This window comes from Streptomyces monomycini (assembly GCF_022271435.1).
Classification (GTDB): Bacteria; Actinomycetota; Actinomycetes; order Streptomycetales; family Streptomycetaceae; genus Streptomyces; species Streptomyces monomycini.
This window is the reverse complement of sequence record NZ_JAFIQY010000022.1, coordinates 83,901-102,072: the sequence shown is the minus strand read 5'-3', so window position 1 is coordinate 102,072 and position 18,172 is coordinate 83,901. Positions and strand designations below refer to the sequence as shown.

At 72.6% G+C, this 18,172-nt stretch carries 26 protein-coding genes; all 26 read right to left on the bottom strand.

Going from position 1 to position 18,172, the window contains the following annotated elements; all coding sequences use genetic code 11:
- Window positions 1-43: 43 nt before the first annotated feature.
- Window positions 44-718 (bottom strand): hypothetical protein, encoded by a 675-nt coding sequence (locus tag JXZ78_RS23915; RefSeq protein ID WP_030019316.1) that lies wholly within the window; start codon window positions 716-718, stop codon window positions 44-46.
- Window positions 715-1,530 (bottom strand): HIT family protein, encoded by an 816-nt coding sequence (locus JXZ78_RS23910; RefSeq protein WP_030019317.1) that lies wholly within the window; start codon window positions 1,528-1,530, stop codon window positions 715-717. The genes JXZ78_RS23915 and JXZ78_RS23910 overlap by 4 nt, the downstream gene beginning before the upstream one ends.
- A gap of 144 nt (window positions 1,531-1,674) precedes the next feature.
- Complete coding sequence (locus tag JXZ78_RS23905) at window positions 1,675-1,914, bottom strand: hypothetical protein (RefSeq protein WP_030019318.1); 240 nt, start codon at window positions 1,912-1,914, stop codon at window positions 1,675-1,677.
- A gap of 68 nt (window positions 1,915-1,982) precedes the next feature.
- Window positions 1,983-2,171, bottom strand: coding sequence for a DUF8839 family protein (locus JXZ78_RS23900; protein ID WP_030019319.1), 189 nt, complete (start codon window positions 2,169-2,171; stop codon window positions 1,983-1,985).
- On the bottom strand, window positions 2,171-2,632 hold the full coding sequence (locus JXZ78_RS23895; protein ID WP_030019320.1) for a hypothetical protein: 462 nt from the start codon (window positions 2,630-2,632) through the stop codon (window positions 2,171-2,173). Before JXZ78_RS23895 ends, JXZ78_RS23900 begins: the two co-directional genes overlap by 1 nt.
- An 11-nt stretch (window positions 2,633-2,643) precedes the next feature.
- Window positions 2,644-3,129 (bottom strand): hypothetical protein, encoded by a 486-nt coding sequence (locus JXZ78_RS23890; protein ID WP_030019321.1) that lies wholly within the window; start codon window positions 3,127-3,129, stop codon window positions 2,644-2,646.
- 3 nt (window positions 3,130-3,132) lie between these two features.
- The gene (locus JXZ78_RS23885) at window positions 3,133-3,990 is read right to left on the bottom strand and encodes an Lsr2 family DNA-binding protein (protein ID WP_030019322.1); all 858 of its coding nucleotides are present in this window, start codon (window positions 3,988-3,990) and stop codon (window positions 3,133-3,135) included.
- Window positions 3,991-4,000: 10 nt separating this feature from the next.
- Window positions 4,001-4,162, bottom strand: a complete 162-nt coding sequence (locus JXZ78_RS23880; protein ID WP_167745404.1) for a hypothetical protein — start codon at window positions 4,160-4,162, stop codon at window positions 4,001-4,003.
- A gap of 20 nt (window positions 4,163-4,182) precedes the next feature.
- Window positions 4,183-4,464, bottom strand: coding sequence for a hypothetical protein (locus tag JXZ78_RS23875; protein ID WP_030019323.1), 282 nt, complete (start codon window positions 4,462-4,464; stop codon window positions 4,183-4,185).
- Window positions 4,461-4,901 carry an ASCH domain-containing protein gene (locus tag JXZ78_RS23870; protein ID WP_030019324.1) on the bottom strand — a complete coding sequence of 147 codons (441 nt, stop codon included), beginning with the start codon at window positions 4,899-4,901 and terminating at the stop codon, window positions 4,461-4,463. The genes JXZ78_RS23875 and JXZ78_RS23870 overlap by 4 nt, the downstream gene beginning before the upstream one ends.
- On the bottom strand, window positions 4,898-5,584 hold the full coding sequence (locus tag JXZ78_RS23865) for a GGDEF domain-containing protein (protein WP_030019325.1): 687 nt from the start codon (window positions 5,582-5,584) through the stop codon (window positions 4,898-4,900). The genes JXZ78_RS23870 and JXZ78_RS23865 overlap by 4 nt, the downstream gene beginning before the upstream one ends.
- 91 nt (window positions 5,585-5,675) lie before the next feature.
- The gene (locus JXZ78_RS23860) at window positions 5,676-5,987 is read right to left on the bottom strand and encodes a hypothetical protein (protein ID WP_106968737.1); all 312 of its coding nucleotides are present in this window, start codon (window positions 5,985-5,987) and stop codon (window positions 5,676-5,678) included.
- 90 nt (window positions 5,988-6,077) lie between these two features.
- Window positions 6,078-6,821 carry an NUDIX domain-containing protein gene (locus JXZ78_RS40830; RefSeq protein ID WP_078624130.1) on the bottom strand — a complete coding sequence of 248 codons (744 nt, stop codon included), beginning with the start codon at window positions 6,819-6,821 and terminating at the stop codon, window positions 6,078-6,080.
- A 112-nt stretch (window positions 6,822-6,933) separates the two neighbouring features.
- Complete coding sequence (locus JXZ78_RS40370) at window positions 6,934-7,059, bottom strand: hypothetical protein (RefSeq protein WP_275128082.1); 126 nt, start codon at window positions 7,057-7,059, stop codon at window positions 6,934-6,936.
- 59 nt (window positions 7,060-7,118) lie between these two features.
- Entirely contained in the window at window positions 7,119-8,144 is a 1,026-nt protein-coding gene (locus JXZ78_RS23850; RefSeq protein ID WP_030019328.1) for a hypothetical protein, read from the bottom strand.
- 70 nt (window positions 8,145-8,214) lie between these two features.
- Window positions 8,215-8,649, bottom strand: coding sequence for a hypothetical protein (locus tag JXZ78_RS23845; protein WP_030019329.1), 435 nt, complete (start codon window positions 8,647-8,649; stop codon window positions 8,215-8,217).
- A 78-nt stretch (window positions 8,650-8,727) separates the two neighbouring features.
- Entirely contained in the window at window positions 8,728-9,729 is a 1,002-nt protein-coding gene (locus tag JXZ78_RS23840) for an ATP-binding protein (protein WP_030019330.1), read from the bottom strand.
- 34 nt (window positions 9,730-9,763) lie between these two features.
- Complete coding sequence (locus JXZ78_RS23835) at window positions 9,764-10,063, bottom strand: hypothetical protein (RefSeq protein WP_050502309.1); 300 nt, start codon at window positions 10,061-10,063, stop codon at window positions 9,764-9,766.
- Entirely contained in the window at window positions 10,060-10,890 is an 831-nt protein-coding gene (locus JXZ78_RS23830) for a DUF4097 family beta strand repeat-containing protein (RefSeq protein ID WP_030019331.1), read from the bottom strand. Before JXZ78_RS23830 ends, JXZ78_RS23835 begins: the two co-directional genes overlap by 4 nt.
- A 54-nt stretch (window positions 10,891-10,944) precedes the next feature.
- The gene (locus JXZ78_RS23825) at window positions 10,945-11,403 is read right to left on the bottom strand and encodes an RRQRL motif-containing zinc-binding protein (RefSeq protein WP_030019332.1); all 459 of its coding nucleotides are present in this window, start codon (window positions 11,401-11,403) and stop codon (window positions 10,945-10,947) included.
- Window positions 11,404-11,661: 258 nt separating this feature from the next.
- Entirely contained in the window at window positions 11,662-11,934 is a 273-nt protein-coding gene (locus JXZ78_RS23820) for a hypothetical protein (protein ID WP_033037418.1), read from the bottom strand.
- Window positions 11,935-12,047: 113 nt separating this feature from the next.
- On the bottom strand, window positions 12,048-12,626 hold the full coding sequence (locus tag JXZ78_RS23815; RefSeq protein ID WP_030019335.1) for a DUF6197 family protein: 579 nt from the start codon (window positions 12,624-12,626) through the stop codon (window positions 12,048-12,050).
- A gap of 70 nt (window positions 12,627-12,696) precedes the next feature.
- Window positions 12,697-12,885 carry a hypothetical protein gene (locus JXZ78_RS23810; protein ID WP_030019336.1) on the bottom strand — a complete coding sequence of 63 codons (189 nt, stop codon included), beginning with the start codon at window positions 12,883-12,885 and terminating at the stop codon, window positions 12,697-12,699.
- A 79-nt stretch (window positions 12,886-12,964) separates the two neighbouring features.
- A complete protein-coding gene (locus JXZ78_RS23805; protein ID WP_030019337.1) occupies window positions 12,965-15,061 on the bottom strand; it encodes a P-loop NTPase family protein in 2,097 nt (698 codons plus the stop codon).
- A 76-nt stretch (window positions 15,062-15,137) separates the two neighbouring features.
- Entirely contained in the window at window positions 15,138-15,551 is a 414-nt protein-coding gene (locus JXZ78_RS23800; RefSeq protein WP_033037419.1) for a hypothetical protein, read from the bottom strand.
- Window positions 15,552-15,565: 14 nt separating this feature from the next.
- Window positions 15,566-17,935, bottom strand: coding sequence for an ICP22 family protein (locus JXZ78_RS23795; RefSeq protein ID WP_157851525.1), 2,370 nt, complete (start codon window positions 17,933-17,935; stop codon window positions 15,566-15,568).
- Between the last annotated feature and the right edge of the window lie 237 nt (window positions 17,936-18,172).

Here is an 18,172-nt window from a genome sequence, read left to right as displayed (position 1 = left end):
TCGTTGTCTCCGCTGGTCTCGTTCTCGTAGCGGGTCGCGGCAGTCACGCGCCTACCTCCGCGACGGTGGTCAAGAGCGGGGCGACGTCGGTCTGGTACGGGTCAACGTAGTTCTCGTGGTCGCTGACGACGAACGGCACGGTCACCGCGGTGACCGTGAATCCAGTGAGGATGGTGGCCGCCTGGCCTTCCAGCTCGCCGTTGAGCCGGTCGGCGTCACGGGAGGCGTGGATGATCTGGGTGTACGGGCCGAGGCGCAGCAGCGTGTGGCCGGCGCCGTCAGGTTGGCGGGCTTCGACGTGGACGCCATAGTGCGCCGGAGCCAGACCGATGTCGTCGGGCAGGGACAAATCCGCGGCGGCGTGGGTGAGCACCGCGTAGGCCGGCTGCCAGGCGCTGAGGATCGCGGTCGTCTCGCAGCGCAGCCACCCCCTGGCGGTGTAGCCGAGCCGACAGCCGTGCAGGTAGGGCGAGGCATGCGGGGTGGCGGGGTGGATCAGGGACACGGCGATGACCTCGGGGCCATGATCATCGCCCGGCCTGGGGTGGGCTCGCTCGATGAACGAGCCGATCCGTACGGCGACGTCGCCGTTGCCGGGCGTCCACGGCTGGGGATTCTTGCGGGCGGCGAGCAGGGTGCGGAAGGCATCGACGACGGCCTGGTCGGCAGGGGAGAGGACGCCGGGTGCGTGACCACAGCGGCGGAAGAAGCGGTTCACCGTGCGGCCTCCTTCTTCTGTGCGGGGAGCGCGGGGTGGGGCCAGGGCAGGGCGAGGCCGTCGCCGGTGGTACGGGGGAGCAGATGCTGGTGGTGGTGGAAGATCGTCTGCGTAGCGGCACTCCCGGCGTTGCAGATCGTGTTGCAGCCACGGCTTCCGTCGTCATCCGGGGTGATGCCGAGCTCGTGGGCGAGTTCGGCGGTGCGCTGCATGGTGATGCCGGCCACTACCGGGTCGGTCGTGAAGTCGCGGACGTGGCCGCGGGGGATGACCAGGATGTGGCCAGGGGTGCAACCGCCTCGGTGCGGCACGATCGCGACAGTCTCGGACCAGGCACGGATGATGGTGGCTTCGGCGCCGTCGTGGATGATCGCGCAGAACGAGCAGCCGCGCCGCGGGTACTTGCGCGGGACGGGCGGCCGGTTGATGTGGTGGTGAGTGACGGTGGCCCGTACACCGTGGAGGTCCAGGCGCCGGCCGATGGCGTCGGCAACAGCCGGGGCCCTGTGCTTGCCGTACCAGCAGTTGACCAGGAGCTGGACGGGACGGTCCCCGGTGGCGGTGAGCAGGGCGGTCAGTTCGTGGACGGCGTCGTCGACGATGCGGGCGGCGCCAGCGGTGCCCAGGATGTGGGTGTTCATCTCGGGGTCCAGTCCGGTCTGGCGGGCGAGGGCATCAGAGACAGCTGGGTCGTCGGGCGGGTTGATCATCCGATCGGTGAGGTTGATGGACAGGACGGCGGCCCGGTAGCGCGGCGGGGGCGGGTCCTGCCAGCGGGCGCCGAAGGAGTCGATGAACACGTCGGGCGTCACGGGTGCCTCCGAATTCGGGGCTGCGGTGGAAGGGAACAGCGCCGCCGTCGGCCAGGGCTTGGCCGACGGCGGCGCGGTGCGGCCGGGCCCGTACGACGCAGCGTCGGCCGGGCCCGGAGGAGGTGTTCGGGTGGATGCTGCTGCTCAGTGGCAGCGGCTGCTCGATCCGTGGAGCTGCTGGGAGTTGGAGTACGGGTTCGGTTTGCCGACGCTGCCGTGACCGTGGCCGCCGGGGCCGGGGCGCTGCACCGCCGACAGCGCGGCGGCCGGCGTGAGTGTCCTGCCGTCGCAGTGCCGGTCGCGGCGGTCGGTACAGGCAGCCATCGTGGGAACGAGGAGCGCCAGAGTGGCCAGCAGGGGCACGGCACGGGCTGGAAAGATCATGAGCGGGGAGCCTTCAGCAGGGGCCGTGCCCGTATGGCGATGGTCCCGGCCGTCGGAGAGCGGGCGGGTCAGTGCGGAGCGGGACTGTCGGCGATGACGAGGAAGTCGTCGGCGTGCAGGTCCATGACGACCCGGGCGGGCTGTCCCTGGGCCTGCTTCTGTGCGGCGTACTCGTCCGCAGGCCATGAGCCGTGGGGGCCGGCCGCAGGGAAGCGCTTGAGGACAGTGCGCACGGTGCGCGTGGTCTGATTAGGCATCAGGAAACCTCCTGATCAGTGAAGGAGAGCTGGAGCACGGGAGATGCTGTGCGGAGTGCGGGCGGCCGCGGCGGGGTCGGCGGCTCGATGCGTTCCAGGTCGGCGTCGGCGAGGAAGCCGAGCTGCCCGGCGGCGGCCGCTCGGGCGGCCAGGGTGATCGAGCGGGTGATTCGGTGGTGGCCGTGGTCGATGCGCAGGTGGCACAGCTGGCAGGCGGCGAGGAGGTTCTCTTCTCTCACGTCCTCCGGCTGGTGGTTGAGGTGGGCGGTGGTCAGGACCACCACGGAGCCGGTGTCCGGATGATCCTGGCCGTGGACTGCGGCGCAGCGGCCGCCGGGGTGCGCCAGGCCGCAGTGGCCTGTGCACTCGCAGCGGCCGCCGGCTCGCTCGAAGCGGATCCGCGCGCTGATCTGGGGCCAGTCGCGCGGGTAGCGGTGGATGTTCTCGGGCCGGATCGGCACGGTGTCTTTGGCTATTCGCCGTCGGCGGCCTGGCGCTGCTCAAAGCGTTCGAGCAGGCCGCTGACGTCACCGGGGCTGTCCGCGCAGCCGACCCAGACCCCGGTTTCGGTCCACACCGGGACTTGGTCGGTGTCGGCGTCGACGTAACAGACGTACGGGCCGTACCGGTCCAGCACCGTGGTGAAGGCTCCGGCGGAGTCGGTGAGGACGGGTGCGGTGGCGAGGACTTCGAGGGCGGTGACGGCCAGCGACATCGGTTCGTGCGGGGCTCGAGGCAGCCGCAGATGACCGGTGACGCGCAGCTTGTCGCCGGGGAGCAGGTCGTGCAGGACGGCGGCCGCCATCACCGGGTCGGTGACGGCGCACGGCAGGGTCATCTCGTCCGTCCGCTCGTCCGTGGGGGAAACGGTCAGCCGGAACCGGACTGTGGATCCGTGCAGGTCGCCGGGCACGGTCTCTTCCTCCAGGAAGCCGTCCAGGACTATGGCCTCGATCATGCTTCAGCCCGCCTTCCGGTCCGGAGCCTGGTGGGCGGCGTCGTACGCCGCCAGTACCGCCTTGGGCACCATGCCCTTGTCGGCGACGACATGGCCGTTCGCACGCGCCCAGGTGCGGATGGCGGTGAGCTCCTGCGGGGCGCGCCCGCTGCCGAGTCCGGCCCGGATCGGGGTGGGCTCGGCTGCCGGGGCGGTGCTGGCCGGGCGGGAGCCGGCTTTCACCACACGCAGCTGCTCCTGGGCTCGTTCCAGTTCGGCCTTGAGGCGGGCGACACGCTCTTCGGCCTTGCGCTGGGCGGCGTCAGCGGCGCGCCGGGCGGTCAGGTCGGCCAGGTCGCTGCGGACCCTGACTGCCTTGGCGCGGATGCCAGCCGCCGGGTGGGCCTCGGCCCAGGCGAGCAACTGCTCCACCGGATCGTCAGCCTCGGGCAGCGGGGTGCTGCCGGTACGGGTCTGCTCGTCGGCGTCGAGCATCACCTCGGTCTTGGCTTCCTGGGCGTTGACGAGGGTGGTGACCTCGTCTTCGGACAGGCCGGTCGCCGCGGTGATCTCGGCGGCGCTGGCGTCGGCGTAGTACATGGACAGCGCCATCGCCTCGAACGTGGTGGGGGACTTCGGCGCCGGTGTCGGCTGGGGCTGCGGCATGTCGGTGTCTCCTTTGCAGCGGGGAAGGAGGGGGAGCAGGGTGGCGAGGGTGGCGTCGTCGCCGGGCAGGCCGATGGCGTCCAGGAGGAGGACCAGGTCCTCCGTGCTGGTCGCGAGGCGGGCGACGGTGCGGGCCGCAGCGGCCTGCTGGTCGGCGCCGGGCGGAGCGAGGTCGAGGGATTCTGCGTCGAGGGCCTCGCGCATGTCGGTGAACATCTCGCTCCTCCTACGCGGCCGTCGTACGGGACGTGCGCGAGGCGGTGTCCAGCAGGTCGTAGTTGCGCCTGCGTTGGGCGTCGGTGAGCGGCAGCGCCTTCGGGTGGCGGTGCCACAACGGGGAGGCGGGCGGCTCGGGGTAGGCGTCGACGTCGCGGTCGGTGCTGCTCATAGGGGCCTCCGAGGGGAGGGTCAGGCGTGGTCGTCGTCGTGCCGGCGGTGGGACTGGAGGTCGGAGGCGAACCGGCCGAGACGGGCCTCGACGGGGTTTGCGGCGATCCAGTTTTCGGCGCACGTCTTGTGCACGGGCTCCCCGTAGTGGGAGCGCAGCGGCGTGGGCCTGTCGCACAGCACGCAGGGGCGGTCCTGCCAGCGATCGAAGTGCTGGCTGTCGCGCCAGTCGAGGAGAGCGCCGGGCGCCGGGATCAGGCCCGCCTCGAACAGCGGTTTCTTTTTGCCTCGGGTGCGGGTCACGGCCGGAAGCCGGGCAACTGCTGGAAGACGCGCTCCAGCAGGTCCTGCGCCGGTCTCCAGGGAACGACCTGCCCGCGGGCGGGAACCGGCAGGGGCAGTTCCGTCACGTCCGCGAGCACCAGGTGCCAGGCATCCGGATGCGCCCACGGCGAGCAGGGCGGCTGCCCTTCGCGGTCCTGGTGGCAACCGGTGATCCGGGCGATGCCGACCACCGCGCCGGTGACCAGCTCGCGGCCGCGGACCGTGCGGGCGACCAGCGGGAGGCACAGGGCGGGCTGGTCGATGGTCTTGCTGGTGTGCAGCAGCACCCAGCCCGGCCGCCACCGCACGGAACGGTTCCCCACCGTCTTGGCACCGGCGAGGATGCACGCCGCGTACGGCTGGCGGATGCTGATGCCGCGGATCCAGTCGTCCTGAGGCAGCGGCGTACCGTTCATGCGGCGCGCTCCGGCTGTGCGGCGCCCCGCCGACCGAGTCGGCGGCCGTTGACGGTTTCGGCGTACGCGTCGGCCCGCGACGCGCAGTACGGGAACACCGCCCTGCCGTTCTTGACCTGGTACATGGCCGCATCCGCGCCGCGCAGCAGGCGGCTGCACGGCTCACCGGGCAGGTCCGCGGCGCGGGCGATACCGGCCGAAACCCCCAGCCGCAAGGTCAGCCCCTCGTAGCGGAGCGGCTGTTGCAGCTGCTCACGCAGCGCGGCCAGTTCCGCCAGGGCCGCGGCGGGCGGCAGGGCCGTGGCGACGGCGAACTCGTCGCCGCCCAGCCGGGCCGCGAGCGCCCGGCGGCCCGTGCACCAGCGGGCCAGACGCCGGCCCAGAGCCCGGATGACGGCGTCCCCGGCCGCGTGACCATGGGCGTCGTTGACGGCCTTGAAGCCGTCGCCGTCCAGCAGCACCAGGTGCACGGTGTCGCGGCGACCGGTGCGCAGGAGCCGGTCGCCGTAGGCGAGCAGCTCCGGCCGGCCGGGCAGCCCGGTCAGCTGGCACTTGCGGGCCGCGGCCAGGCGCCGGTGCAGGGCCACGGCGTGCAGGGACCAGCCAGCCACCGGCACGGCGGCCGTGGTCACCAGGAGGGCGTGCTGCCCGAAACGGGGCCGCGCACGCAGGATGGAGCCCATACTGGGGTCCTCCCTCTCGTCTCGTACGGGATGGGTTGGGCCCGGGACAGGCGGTCGGTTTCCACGCCTGGACGCCTGTCCCGGGGCAGAGCTACAGCTCGAGGTCGCTGACGCGGGCCCAGCTGTACGGGTTGTTCCAGCGGCCTGCGGTCGCCGCCGTCCAGTCGAGCTCCCAGCCGGGCCGGTAGCCGCGGGCTGTCCAGCCGTCCGGCCGCCCGCGCGGGATCTCGCCTCCGGCCTGCTGCGCGGCGCGGGCCGCGTCGTAGACCTCGTGCGCGATCCGCACGGCGGCACTGCGGCTGTCGGCCGGGCCGGTGAAGACGTGCACACCGCGCAGGCCCGGCTGGCCGGTGCTGCGTATGGGGACGTCGACCTCGAAGTGGGCCAGGGGCATGACGTCCATCTCCCTTCGCTTCGCTGTTGAGGGGCCACCGCGACCGCCCCGTCCCCGGCGGCCGAGGACGGGGCGGCACGGAGGGCGCTCAACGCACGGTCAGCGGGTCGCCTCAATGGCGTCGCGCAGACGGATACGCGCCCGCGCCAGAAGCGCAGACTGTTCATCTTCGGAGCTGGTCAGCGCGTCCGTGAGGCGGGAGACTGCGGCGTCCAGGTCCTCGGCGGCCTCCTGCAGGTAGCCGACGCTCGCGCTGCTCAGGGCATCGCGGGCCCGCTCGACCAGGTCGATGAAGCCGCTCGCGGTGAGGGCCTGCGGTGCTTCCTCCGAGACGAGCGCGGCGAGGTCGGTCCGGAAGCAGTCGCTGAGAGCGGCGAACGTGTCGGTCCTGCTGGTCCTGGCCGTGGCAGACCACTGGGACACGGCACTGGCAAGGATCTCGCCGTGATCGAAGGCGAGGGCCGGGAGGGCGTTCAGGGGCCACCACCGGGCGTCCACGGCGTCATCCGCCGCTGCCGGCGGGACCGGCGAGGGCAAGGTGGCCGTGTAGGCGACCGTGACGTACCGGCCGCGGGGATCGCGGCCCAGGGCGTCGTAGGCACCCACCTGCCACAGATCGCCGGCCGGGACCGCCACGCCGGTTTCCTCCTTCAGCTCACGGACGGCAGCGGCCAGGCTGGTCTCTCCCTTGTGCACGTCCACGTGGCCGCCCGGCAGCGCCCAGCGGCCGGCGTACGGATCCCACCGCCGCTTGATCAGCAGGACATGCCCGGCGCCGCCGGCGGCGCGCAGGACGACGTCGGCGGTGTAACAGATCGTCTCGGCGACGGTGTCGGTGTTCATGGGAAACCTCCTGGTCGTGAAGGGGTGAGGAACGGAAACTCGGCAGTGAAGGCGAGGCTGGCTGGCCACACCGGTCCGCCCCGGTCGCGGCCGGGGCGGCGCGGACGGCCCGTCAGGCGTGCAGTCCGGTGAAGTCTTCGGCCAGGGCGTCGTCTTGGACGCGGTCCTCGGTAGTGGTGGCTGGTGCCACAGGCAGGCCGGCGGCACGGGCGGCGAGGTGGTGGCGCAGCTGTGCCATGCCGGTGACAGGCACCGGCTGGTCGGCGCCAGCCCGGGTGGTCTGCCCGGACAGCTCGGTCAGCTCATGGCGTCCTGTTCGTCGGCTCCGGTGAACCCGGTCTCACACAGGAAGGCGTCGTCGTGCCGCACGCCTTCGGGCCACAGCCCCGAGCATGGGCGGTTGTCGAGGATGACGTGGCCGCTGTCGGCGAGCAGGTAGCGGAACCAGGCGAACGGCCGGTCCTCGGCCAGCACCGAGCCGGCACCGAGCCCGAACGCCGCCGGGCCGTTCTCGCCGATGGGGCTGTGGATGCCGACCGAACGCGCCGCGGGGGCGGTGTGACCGTGCTCGTCGGTGACCTGCCCGAGGGTGCCGATGGTCACCGATACGTAGCACTGGGAGCAGTAGCAGTGCACCTTGCTGCGGCTGCCGGGGCGATGAGTGCCCCAGCGCGGCCAGTGTCCGGTGCGCGGGATCCATCCGTCGCGGCGGGCCCGGCGTACGGTCTTCCGGCAGGAGAGGCAGTACTTCGCCGGTGCTGCGCCACCATGCTTGGCGATCATGCGGTGGTACAGGGCGCGGGTGGGCGGCATCCGCCAGTGGATCCAGTCTGCGCCGTATCCCCAGCCGGGCCGTCCCCGGCCATCGGTGCGCGGCAGCATCTCCGGACCGGTGGAGGCGTCGAAGGCCCGCTCGTACAAGCCGTCATCACCGGCCGTCTCCCGGGGCCATGCGCCCTGCGGCAGGGTGGCGGCGATGGCGGCCGCGGCATCCTCGGCCCGGTCGCGCGTGAAGTAGGCGAAAGCGGCTACTTCACGGCCGTCGGGGGTGGAGATGCACCAGGACTGCGCCCCTTCGACGGCACGGCCCTGGCAGTACGGGCGGGTGCGGTCCGGGTACGGGGCGTGCCAGGTGGTGTGGACCACCAGACCCGTGGGCTGGAGCCAGCCCACACCGGGCTCTTTCTCGGTCTCGTGCGGCTCTGCGGGGACGAAGGCGACTTCGACCGGTTGCGTCGGCAGTGTGCTGCCGGCGTCGACGGAGGCAGTGCCCGTCCCGTCGGGCAGGCGAGGACACTGCCGGACGGCAGGTTGTGCAGACATGGTGAAGCAACTCCTTGGAAGGGGGCTCCGGGGCGGCCGGGTGTGTTGGCCGGCGGCCGCCCCGGGCGTCTCAGGTACCGCTGGCCGTGTGTACGGCGGCGGTACGGACGGTGTCGGCGAGCAGCACCGTCAGCTCGTGGCCGAGACCGACGGCGTCCTCCAGGCGCGCGATGAGCTCCGGCGCCAGGCCGGGGGTTCGGGCGCCGGCCAGGACGCCCTCCAGGTACAGCACGTCGGCCAAGACCCGGCCGCGGACGTCCAGGACGGCGGGCTGAACAGCCAAGACGTTGTCGTTCTTCGCGGTGGCCAGGGCCGCGTGGTCGGCGGCCTGGGCGTAGGCGGTGTCGGTCTGCTCGGTGAGCAGGGCGTCGACCTCGGCGGTGTCGCCGTACGCGCGCCGCCAGCCGAAACGATCGGCTGCGGCTTCCATGAGGGAGCGGCGGGCGAGGGACACGGTGACCTCCAGCAGGTCCCTGTCGTCCGGTCCGGTTGACCGGGCGGACACCGCGCGGCCCCGCCCCGGCCGGGGCAGCCGGGCGGGGCGGGGCCGTGCCGAAAGCGTCCGGTCAGGCGGGGCAGAACTTCACAACCGTGGACGCGGCGCGTGGGTCTCGTCCCCGTCGGTGTGGTCGCCGCCCTGGTCGCAACCGGTGCGGTCGGGGCCGCCGTGCACGGTGCAGACGGTGTCCGGGTGCACGATGGCGGTGGTGTGCGCGGCCAGGAGATCGCAGACCGAGAAGACCGGCGCCCACGCGGGCGCAACGCAGCCGTCGTCGACCGGGCAGCCCACCAGCAGGTCGAACCCGAAAGCGCCCACATCCTCACTGCTCGTACGCAGGGCGAGGACCATGCGGTCAGGGCCGAGGCGGATCTCGCCGACGCGGTCGCCGCCGGCAAGCTGCGAGTCGGCGCGCCAGCGCCACAGCGGCAGGACCTCGGAGCCGAAGACGCGACGCACCGTCAGCAGGCCGAGCAGGCATCCAGCCCTTCGCAGACCGGGCAGGCCACCGCCGCCGTTCCAGCCGAGCTCCGCGCGGCGGGTGGCACTGGCGCGGCGCAGCAGCGGCTCCAGGCGGTGGATGGTGTCGGCGAAGACGACGTGCGCGAACCCCTCGTCGCGCAGGTGCGGGAACGCGGCGATGGTGTCGGCGTGCTGACGGCGCACGACATCCTCGGGTACGGCGCGGGCCGGGCTGCGGCCGGCCTGGCGGGCGATGCACACGTCGACCGGAGCACAGACCAGAAAGGCGACTGCAGGCACCCCGTGGTCACGGGCCGCCTGCAAGAGGTCAGCGCGTACGGCCTTCTCGGTGTTCGTGGCGTCGACGATCGTCATCTTCCGGCGGGCGAGGCGGGCCTTCAGGACGGCCTGGAGCGCGGCGGCCGCATCGCCGGTCGCCTCCTGGCAGCCAGCGTCGTCACTGACCAGAGCCCGGAACCGGTCGAGTTCGAGGACCTGGGTGTCGGGCCAGGTACTGGCCCACGTCGACTTGCCGGAGCCTGCCGGGCCGATCAGGCAGACCAGCGAGGGGTCGGGGATGGTCGTGTCGACGGGCAGCGCGCGGTCCAGGCAAACGGTGTTCATGCGACTTCTCCTTGCAGGTCAAGAGCACGGGGGTTCAGGAGATCTGGAGGCCGGCGTCGCCGGTGATGAGCGCGGCGGCGGTGCGCAGCGGGCGCGACAGCTCGCCGTCGCGGTCCAGCTCGATCCGTTCGGCGGCCTGCGCGGCGACGGTGAGCAGCTGCGCGAGGGAGCCGAAGACGCCGTCCTGACGGTGGTCTTCGTGGTGCAGTTCGCGCAGGACCTCCGCGAGGATGCGGGCGTCGCTCTCGCCGCGCAGGTCGTCCTCGATCTGCTGCAGGGCGAGCTTCACGATGCCGGCGGAAGTCCGGACGCGGTCGAGGGCGGTGCGGGTCACCGGCTGGTGGCCTTGGTGGTGGCGATGAGGGCGGCCAGGGTCTCCCAGCCGTGGTGCCAGGCACCGTCGAGGTGAAAGGTGCCGTTGATGCCGTGGTCGGCAAGGTCCCAGAACGCGCCCTTGCCGGTCTTACGGGCGAGGGTGCTGGCCTCGGTGACGTCGGTGCGGCCGAGCCGGATATCGCCGGACTGCGTCTTGGCGATGATGTGCGGCGCGCTGTGCACGTCGATGTCCCCGGACTGCGTGTTCGCGGTGACCCGCTCGCTGTGGCCGGGGACACGGACATCGCCAGACTGAGTGGCGGCGGAAACGGCCGTGAACGTCCCGTCGGTGGTGACGCCAGCGGACTGGGTGCGGGCAGTGACCGAGCAGCCCTCAGGCACCACAGCACTGATCTCGACGGGAGACGCTCCCTGGACCACATGGACAGTGCCGGTCCCGTGGAACTGGTACCGGCCGCCGCCAAGGTTCAGGTCGCCGCCGGAAACCATGACAATCGAGCCCACGTTGTTCTGCACGTGCTGGACGACGCCGAAGTGGGATCCCACGGTGAAAGCGCCGCCGCCACTGTTGACGATCGTGGTGCCGCCGCTGATGCCGCCGGTGCCCTGGACGTGGGCGACGAGCGCGCCGCGGGCGTCCCAGCGCAGCTCGGCGTCACGGACCGCATCGGCGGAGACGCCGGACTCGTCGGCCGTGCGGATGGTGACCTCCGCGTCGGTGCGGGTGGCGTCGGTGCGGACGGTGACAGTGCTGCCCGCGCCCAGGAGCTCGATGTCGATCAGCACGGGGCCGGGTTGCTGGGCAGTCAGGGTACGTACGGGCACGGCAGGTCTCCTCTGCGGGTCAGTGGTGCGGTGAGGTGGGAAAAGGCGGGGCCGTCAGGCGGCCAGCCGGTGCCCGGCCGGGGTCGGGAGGCAGTAGCTGTCCGGGGCGGCCGGGGTGCCGTCGTGGCACTCCAGGCACAAGCCGAGGGATTTCAGGGGCAGGCAGTGGTGGTAGCGGCGGCCGCAGGCCGGGCAGGTCTGGCGGGCGGCCATCGCCTGATCCAGCGCCTCTTCCTGGGCCAGCGTCGGCGTGCGCTTCGGCCGGGCGAGGTCCACGCGGTACAGCCAGGCCCGGGTCGGATGGATGCACGCCTGGTCGGGCCGGTAGGCGCACGCCTTGCAGCGCAGCACTGCCACCGGGCCGTGCCCGCCGGGGCACAGCCCCATCTCCCGCAGCTGCCTGCGCGTCACCAGGCCCTCGGGACAAGCCCGGCGGTCGAATTCCGGCAGCCGCGCTGCGCTGCGCGGCACCCGTGTCACCTCGCGGCGGCGCCGCGTGCGGGGGCGGGGCATCACCGGCGCCAGGCGCCGGGCAGCCGACGAGGAGGCTGCGGGTAGCGGGGGCCGGGGCGGTGCGGGCGGGGCCGGCCGAGCCGGCGGCAGGGGCGGGGGATGAGCACGAGTCGGTCTCCTCCGGCAGGCAAGGGTGGACAGCCCCGCGCCACCGACATGGGTGTCGGCGGGCGCGGGAGACGGTGCGGCGGGTGGCCGGGCGGCCTGTCCGGTCCTCGCCCGGCCCGGGGTGCGGGCGGGCGAGGACCAGGCAGGGCGTCAGGCTGCGGTGGTGCTGCGCCGGAACAGTCGGGCGGTCCACTGCCGCATGCGGGCCCAGGCCGTGGGGTGCGTGTGGCGCCAGGCGCTGCGGCCCAGGCCGTACTCGGTGGCGAAGTGGCGGGAGGCACCGCAGGTGCACGCCCAGGCATAGGGCTGGGCACGGGTGTCGTCACGGGTGGCGGTGACGGTGACCGGGGTGCCGCCGTGGCGTCCGTGGTAGGTGCCGGCCCAGAGCGTGGTCTGTCCGGTGAGCGGCGTGTCGTTGGCCATGGTGCGGTTGCTCCTTCGCTGCTGCGGTGATGGGTGTGGTGATGTCTGCCGGGTGGCTTGCCCCGCGTCCGGCCCCGGGGTGGGGGTACTGACGCGAGGCAAGTGGCCCGGAGCTACACGCCGCGGGCGTCGGCAAGGACCGCGGCCTGGCCGAGCAGGCGCAACGGGACACCGGGGCCGCCGAAGGCGTCATTGAACGCGGGCACGGACTCGACCTGGTCGCCGAACTCCCTGCGGATGGCGTCCAGGAGGACGTCCAGAGCATCCGATTCCAGACGCCAGTCACCGCCGGCTTCGGCGTAGACGGCGCCGTACAGGCAGCGGGCGCCGTCGGCGTCGACGAGGGTGCCGGTGCACCAGCCGCCGGTGAGCAGGCGGTGGTGGGCGCGCTGGAGCAGGGCGGCGACCGGCGTCGGATACAGCTCGGGCAGCGGCCGGGCTCCGGTTCCGGCTGGACCGGCGGGCTCGGTGGGGCCGGTGACGACGTCGGCCAGGTCGACGGGCGCGGTGGCGAGGTGGGCGGTGTTGATTTCGTAGGCGACGGCCGCTTCGTCCAGCCTGACGCTCATCGCGGCCTCGATGAGCGTCAGGCGCTGCTCGAAGGAGAGGTCCGCCGACGGTGCGGGCGCCGGGCCGGTGGAGGCGGCCGGGTCACGCCGGCGGGTGACGGAGCTGGTGGGGGTGTGGGGCATCGGCGCTCCTGGAATGGCGTCGAAGGTGCGGGCAGAGGGGCGGCCTTCGACGCCGGCGGCCGGGGCGGCCTCAGATGCGGGCGATCCAGCCGGCGACGGAGCCGAGCGTGTCCCGGATGACGGGGGCGACGCCGGTGGAGGCGAGGAAGAAGCCGAATCCGGCGCAGGCCAGGGCGGGCCACAGGCGGACCCAGCCGCTGCGAATCATGACGAAGACGATGATGCCGAGCAGGACGACGACGGAGATCGATACAGCCACGGCGGTGTGTCCTTCCAAGGGTGAGCTGACCCGGCCGTATCCGGCCGGGCCTGAGGGGTGAGTGGCGGTGCGGGGTGGGTCAGACGCCGGAGAGACGCTTGATGGCCTCCAGCGCCTGGCGGGTCGAGGTGACCGCGTCGCGGTGCGTTGCGGGCTGCCCGCTGTGGTGCTCGCCGCCGGCCTTGTAGGGCGCGTCGTCGTCCCCGTCTTCGTCGTCGCTGGGTGCGGGTCCGAACTCGCCGGGGCGGGGCGGTTCGGACCAGTCGAACCACAGGCCGCGGGCTTCGAGCTCGCGGATCTCGTGGTCCGTCAGGGTGGCGACGGTGTCGGGGAAGCAGTCGTCGATGCCGGCCTTGAAGTCCATGTACAGGGTGCGCAGGACATCCGGCTGCTTGGTTTCGATGATCCAGCCGGCGCCGCCGGTGTTGGAGTCGGCGGGCGGCTCGGGCTCGCCGCGCATGACCCGCTCGATCCGGCCCGCCTCCTCCGAGGAGAAGGAGCGGGGAAGGGGGTCGGGGGTGTTCTCGGCCGGGATTCCCAGGGCCTTGAACATCGTGCCCACCTTGCCGGGGGCCACCTTCAGCACGACCGGGATGCAGTTCTCGCGCAGGTTCTCGCACAGCAGCTGCGTGAAGCCGTCCTGCACGTAGACGGATTGGCCGGCGACCTTGAGGCCGACGCCGTACTTGCGGCCCTTGACCGACACCAGCTCCGCGAGCTCCATGATCTCTACGCCGTAGGCGCCGTTGCGGGCAGCGGACAGGAACTCGTCCAGGTAGGCGGACAGCATCCGGTAGGGGCAGCCCGGCCGCTTCGGGTCCCACTCGTGGACCAGCCCGTCTTCCCACGGCATCTGGCCGCGGATGTCCATCAGCGCGACCAGGACCCGCAGGAGCCGGACCATGTAGAGGGCGCCGACGCCGTAGCGGGCCGTGTGCTTTCCCAGCGCGGCGGTCTTCTCGTCCGGCGCCTCCGTGGCCAGCATGACCACAGCACCGAACAGCGCGTCGGCCGCAATGTGCAGGCCCATCAGCTGGGTCTTGCCGCCGCCGGAGGGGGCGACGAACAGGCCGTGGGCGGCGCCCCGGTCGGTGTAGACACGGTTGCGGGCAGGCTGGCCGTTGCCGAGGTAGCCGGTCACCCAGCGCCCGTCGGCATCCGGGGTCAGCAGCTCGCGGGTGGCGGGGAAGACCTGCGCGAGCGGCGAGCTGTCCCACAACGAGACCAGGACCTGGCTGCCGTCGACGGTGACGAACAGGCGGCCCTCGTCGTACTTGGTCTTCAGCGCGGCCGCCAGCGCGTGCAGGTTGACGCGCGGCTCGCCCAGTTCATCGGGGACCTGGGCAATGTAGTGGGTGACCTCGCGCTGCTGGTCGCGGACCTTCTTGACGAACTCCGAGCCCGGCACGGGGCCGGCCGCGATCCGCTCGGCCCACCACTCGCCGGTGGTGGGGGCGGTGCGGCGCCGCTCCGCCGCATCGGGGGTGACGTGCACGTGCTTCCAGCCGGGGCCGCCTTCACGCCCGTACTGCCGCACGACCTCCTCGATGTGCACATCGCTGACGTCGACGGCGAACGCGGCGGCGACGTCCTCGTCGCGCAGGCCGGTGATGGGCCGGCCAGGCTCGCAGGCGCGCAGCAGCAGTGACAGGTCGTGCGGCATGCCCTCGTGCGCGGTCGCCTTGACCACGAGGGTGTTGCCGGGCAGGCCGCGGTTCTCCCACAGCCGGCGGACCTGGCGGGTGAAGGCGTCGGTGCCGTCGTCCGGCTGCGCCGCCGGCTCGGGGGCCGGCGGCGGCTGCGGGGCGGGAGCGGCGAGGGCAGGACGGTGGCGGCGGCGGGCATGCCGGGCGTAGGGCATCACCAGCCACCCGGCCGCGGCCCAGGAGGCGGCCAGCAGGGCGTCCAGGCACCACGGGCCCCAGCCGGGCGTGTGCTGGGCAGCGACGTCGACGGCGGCGGCGAGCACCGGCGGCGACCAGCGCAGGATCTTGCGTCCCGCGCCGGGCTGGTCGCCCTTGGCGGCCAGGGCGCCGCCGATGACACCGGCGGCGCCGGCCAACTGCACGACGGTGCTGACGGGGCCGTCGGGGGCCAGGTTCGGGGCCGCGGCGAGGACTGGGGCGGCCAGGGCGTACAGGGTGCGCTCCAGGGCGACGCTGCGCGGCACGGACACGGCTTCTCCTTCGGGACGAACGCGTGGGGCGGCCCGCCATGCCGGCGGGCCGCCCCGCGCTGGGTGGGGGAGGGGTTCAGTGGGCGAAGAAGCCCGGCTTGGGGGTGCGCTCCTTACGGTTGGAGCGGATGTCGTCCAGGCCCTCGTACAGCCGCGCGTGCGTGTGCTGCGCGTCGTAGGCCAGGCCGGAGACTTCCTGCGCGGTTTCGTGCAGGGTGCGGACCTCGACGGCGGCGCCGCCCAGGGCGACGGCCACCTGGTTCGTCAGCTCGACGAACTTGTGGTCGAGTTCGGCATGGGCGATGTGCCCGGCCAGCTTCTCGGTGCGGGTGGCGTTCGCGCGCATACTGCGCACCAGCGCCGCGAGTTCCGTCTCGGCCTGGTCCATCGCCTGGCGGAGGGTCTTGAGTTTGCGCTGGACGGACTTGTACCGGTTGTCGCCGTCCGCCGGGGCGGCTGCGCCGGCCCGGCGGGGTTCGAGCTCACTCATCAGCAGTTTCCTCGTCAGTCGTGGTGAACGGCGGCCGAGGCGTACTGCAGGCCCTTGTCCTCGACCTCCTGCATGTCCTCGCCGTAGACCCGGGCGACCGAGACGGCCGCGAGCTTGGCGGCCTCGGCCGCGACCTCGCACTCGGCGGCACACCGCTCGGCCTGTGCCTTCATGCGCCCGGCGGCGTCGGCGAGGTCCGCGATCAAGTTGGTGACCCGGGTGGAGATGCTGTGGTCACCGACCAGGTCGGCGGCCATCTCCCGCAGGGCGTCGGCGACCTTGGCCAGGGCGTCGGCCAGCTGCTCGGCCCGCTCCTTGTCGCAGCCGGCAGCGAGCGCGATGTTCGCGATGTCCACCAGGTACTCACCGAAGGTGATGTTGGTGCGGTGCTGTGCGGCCAGGCCGCCCTGGCCCGACGCGGTCTTGACCTCTGCGGTCACGGAGTTCTCCTCCTCGGAGGTGGGACGGGTGGTGCCGGGCCGCGCGAAGTGCGGCTCCGGAGCGGGACCCAGGGCCCGGGGCGGCACGATCTCCGCATCCGGAATGTCCTCCTCGTCCTGGGACGGGAACGGCTGCGAGGACTGCACCGGCCGGTCGGGACGGTCGACGTTGACGCCGAGGTCCTCGGGCCGCAGGGCCGGTCCCGGCTCCTCGGGCGGTTCGGTGGGGCCATTCGGCTCGTGCTTCCGGCCGAACCAGTCCGTGAAGGACGAGCCGAAGTCCGTGAAGAAGGCGTCCCACCGGCTTCCCTGTGCCGCGCCGTCGTACGGGCCGTCGTACGGGTTGTCGTAGGGGTCGCCGTACGGGGCGTCGTCCGGTGTGGCGCCCTTCGGGCCCGACGCACCGGCATCCGACTTGCGCCTCCGTCGCTTGCGTTTGTGGGACTTCCGGGCCTTGGAACTGTCTTTCGGGGCGTTGTCCTGCGGCTCAGCGCCGTCCTTGTCGGTGCCGCCACCGTCAGGAGCCTTCTCGTCCTTGCCCTTGTTGTCCTCGGGCTTGTTCTTGGGCCCGTCCTTGGGCTCGGGCTGGTCCTTCGGCCCTTTGCCGGGCGCCTTGCCGTCTGCGCCCTTGTCCTTCGGAGCTTTGGTCAGGTCGACTTTCGGGGCACCGGAGCCGTCCTCCTTGCCGGCCCCGCCGGCGCCAGGCTTGTTCTCCGACGTGCCGCCCGGGCCCTTCTTGCCCTTGGTCAGATCGACCTTCCGGCCTCCGGAGGCGTCCTTCGCCTTGCTGCCGTCCTTACCGGGCTTGTCCTGGCCGGCGGCGCGGCGCTGGTCCCAGCGCCGCTGCGCCTCCTCCGCCAGCGCCGCGCCCAGCGTCGTACGGCCGGCGCCCGCGGCCTGCTGCTTCTTCGTCTTCCGCGCGGCGTCACGCTCGGCCTTCTTCGCCCGGCGTTCCTCCCACGCGGCCTGCCTGCGGGCGCGGGCCTGATCGCGGTCCTTGGAGCGGTCGTCCAGTTTGGCGGCCTGGTCGGCGGCACGCCGCTGCTGTCGCGCGGCCTGGCGGTCGGCGGCCCGCTGCTGACGTCCCGGAGAGCGTTCCGCGGCCGCGCTGCCTGGCCCCTTGCCGGAGCCGTCGTTCCTGCCGCCCTTGCTGCCGTCTGCCCTCCCGCCGCCCTTATCACCCCCGTTGTTCTTCGAACCGCCTTTGCCGCTCCCACTCGAACCGCCCCTGCCTGAACTGCCGGAACTTCCAGAGCCGTTCTGGCGGCCCTTGGAACCGCCGGACGACTCCTTGCCCCCACCAGGGCGGTTACGGCCGCCAGCGGAGCGATCAGAGCCCTTCCCGGCGCCGCCGGACGCGCCGCCCGCCCCGGAACCGCGGCCGGGGGAGTCCTTGCCTTTGCCGCCCTGGTCCCGACCGCCGGCCGAACGGTCGGAGCCCTTACCGCCGCCAGTGCCCGTACCACTGCCGGAGCGGCCGGGCCCCTTGCCGCCGGAACCCGCCCCGGAACCGGAGCTGTTGGCCCCCGGGCCGCGGCCGCCGGAGCCCCGGCCGGAACCGGAGCCGCCGCCGGAGCCGGACGACGTCTTGCCCCGGCCGCCCTTGTCGGCGCCCATCCCGGCAGCGGACCGGCTCGCCTTCGCGGCGGCCGCATCCGACTTGCCCTGAGCACCCGCCCGGTCAGCCTGCGCCTTGAAACGAGCCTCACGCAATTTGTTCTGCGCATCCAGCAGCCCGTTCTTCCTGGCAGCCTCCCCTTCCAGCAGGGCGACTTTCCGCGCTATTTCTGCCTCGCGGTACGGCGCTTCTTCCTCCAGACGGGCCCGGCCCACCGCGATCCGGTATTCGAGCCAGTCGCCGAGCCGGTCAGCAAGAGAACGAGGCTGGACATATTCACCCTCCTCCTCGTATTCGCCTTCCTCGTACTCCTCGGGACTGGGCATTCCCGTTTCCCGCAGAGCCGATTCCGGGGACATCGGCGCGCGAATGGGCGGGTGGCCCGCTGCGCCGCCCTCCACAGGCTCCGCAGAGCCGTTACTGTCGGGCGGTTCGGAATAGAAAAGCCCCCCGGCATCGGGTGCTTCCGGCATGGTGCCGGAATTGCGGTCCCGGGTGGGGAGATGGACCACGTTGTTGTCGGTGTCGTCGGACATGCAACCCTCCTCCAGAGCTTGACAGCC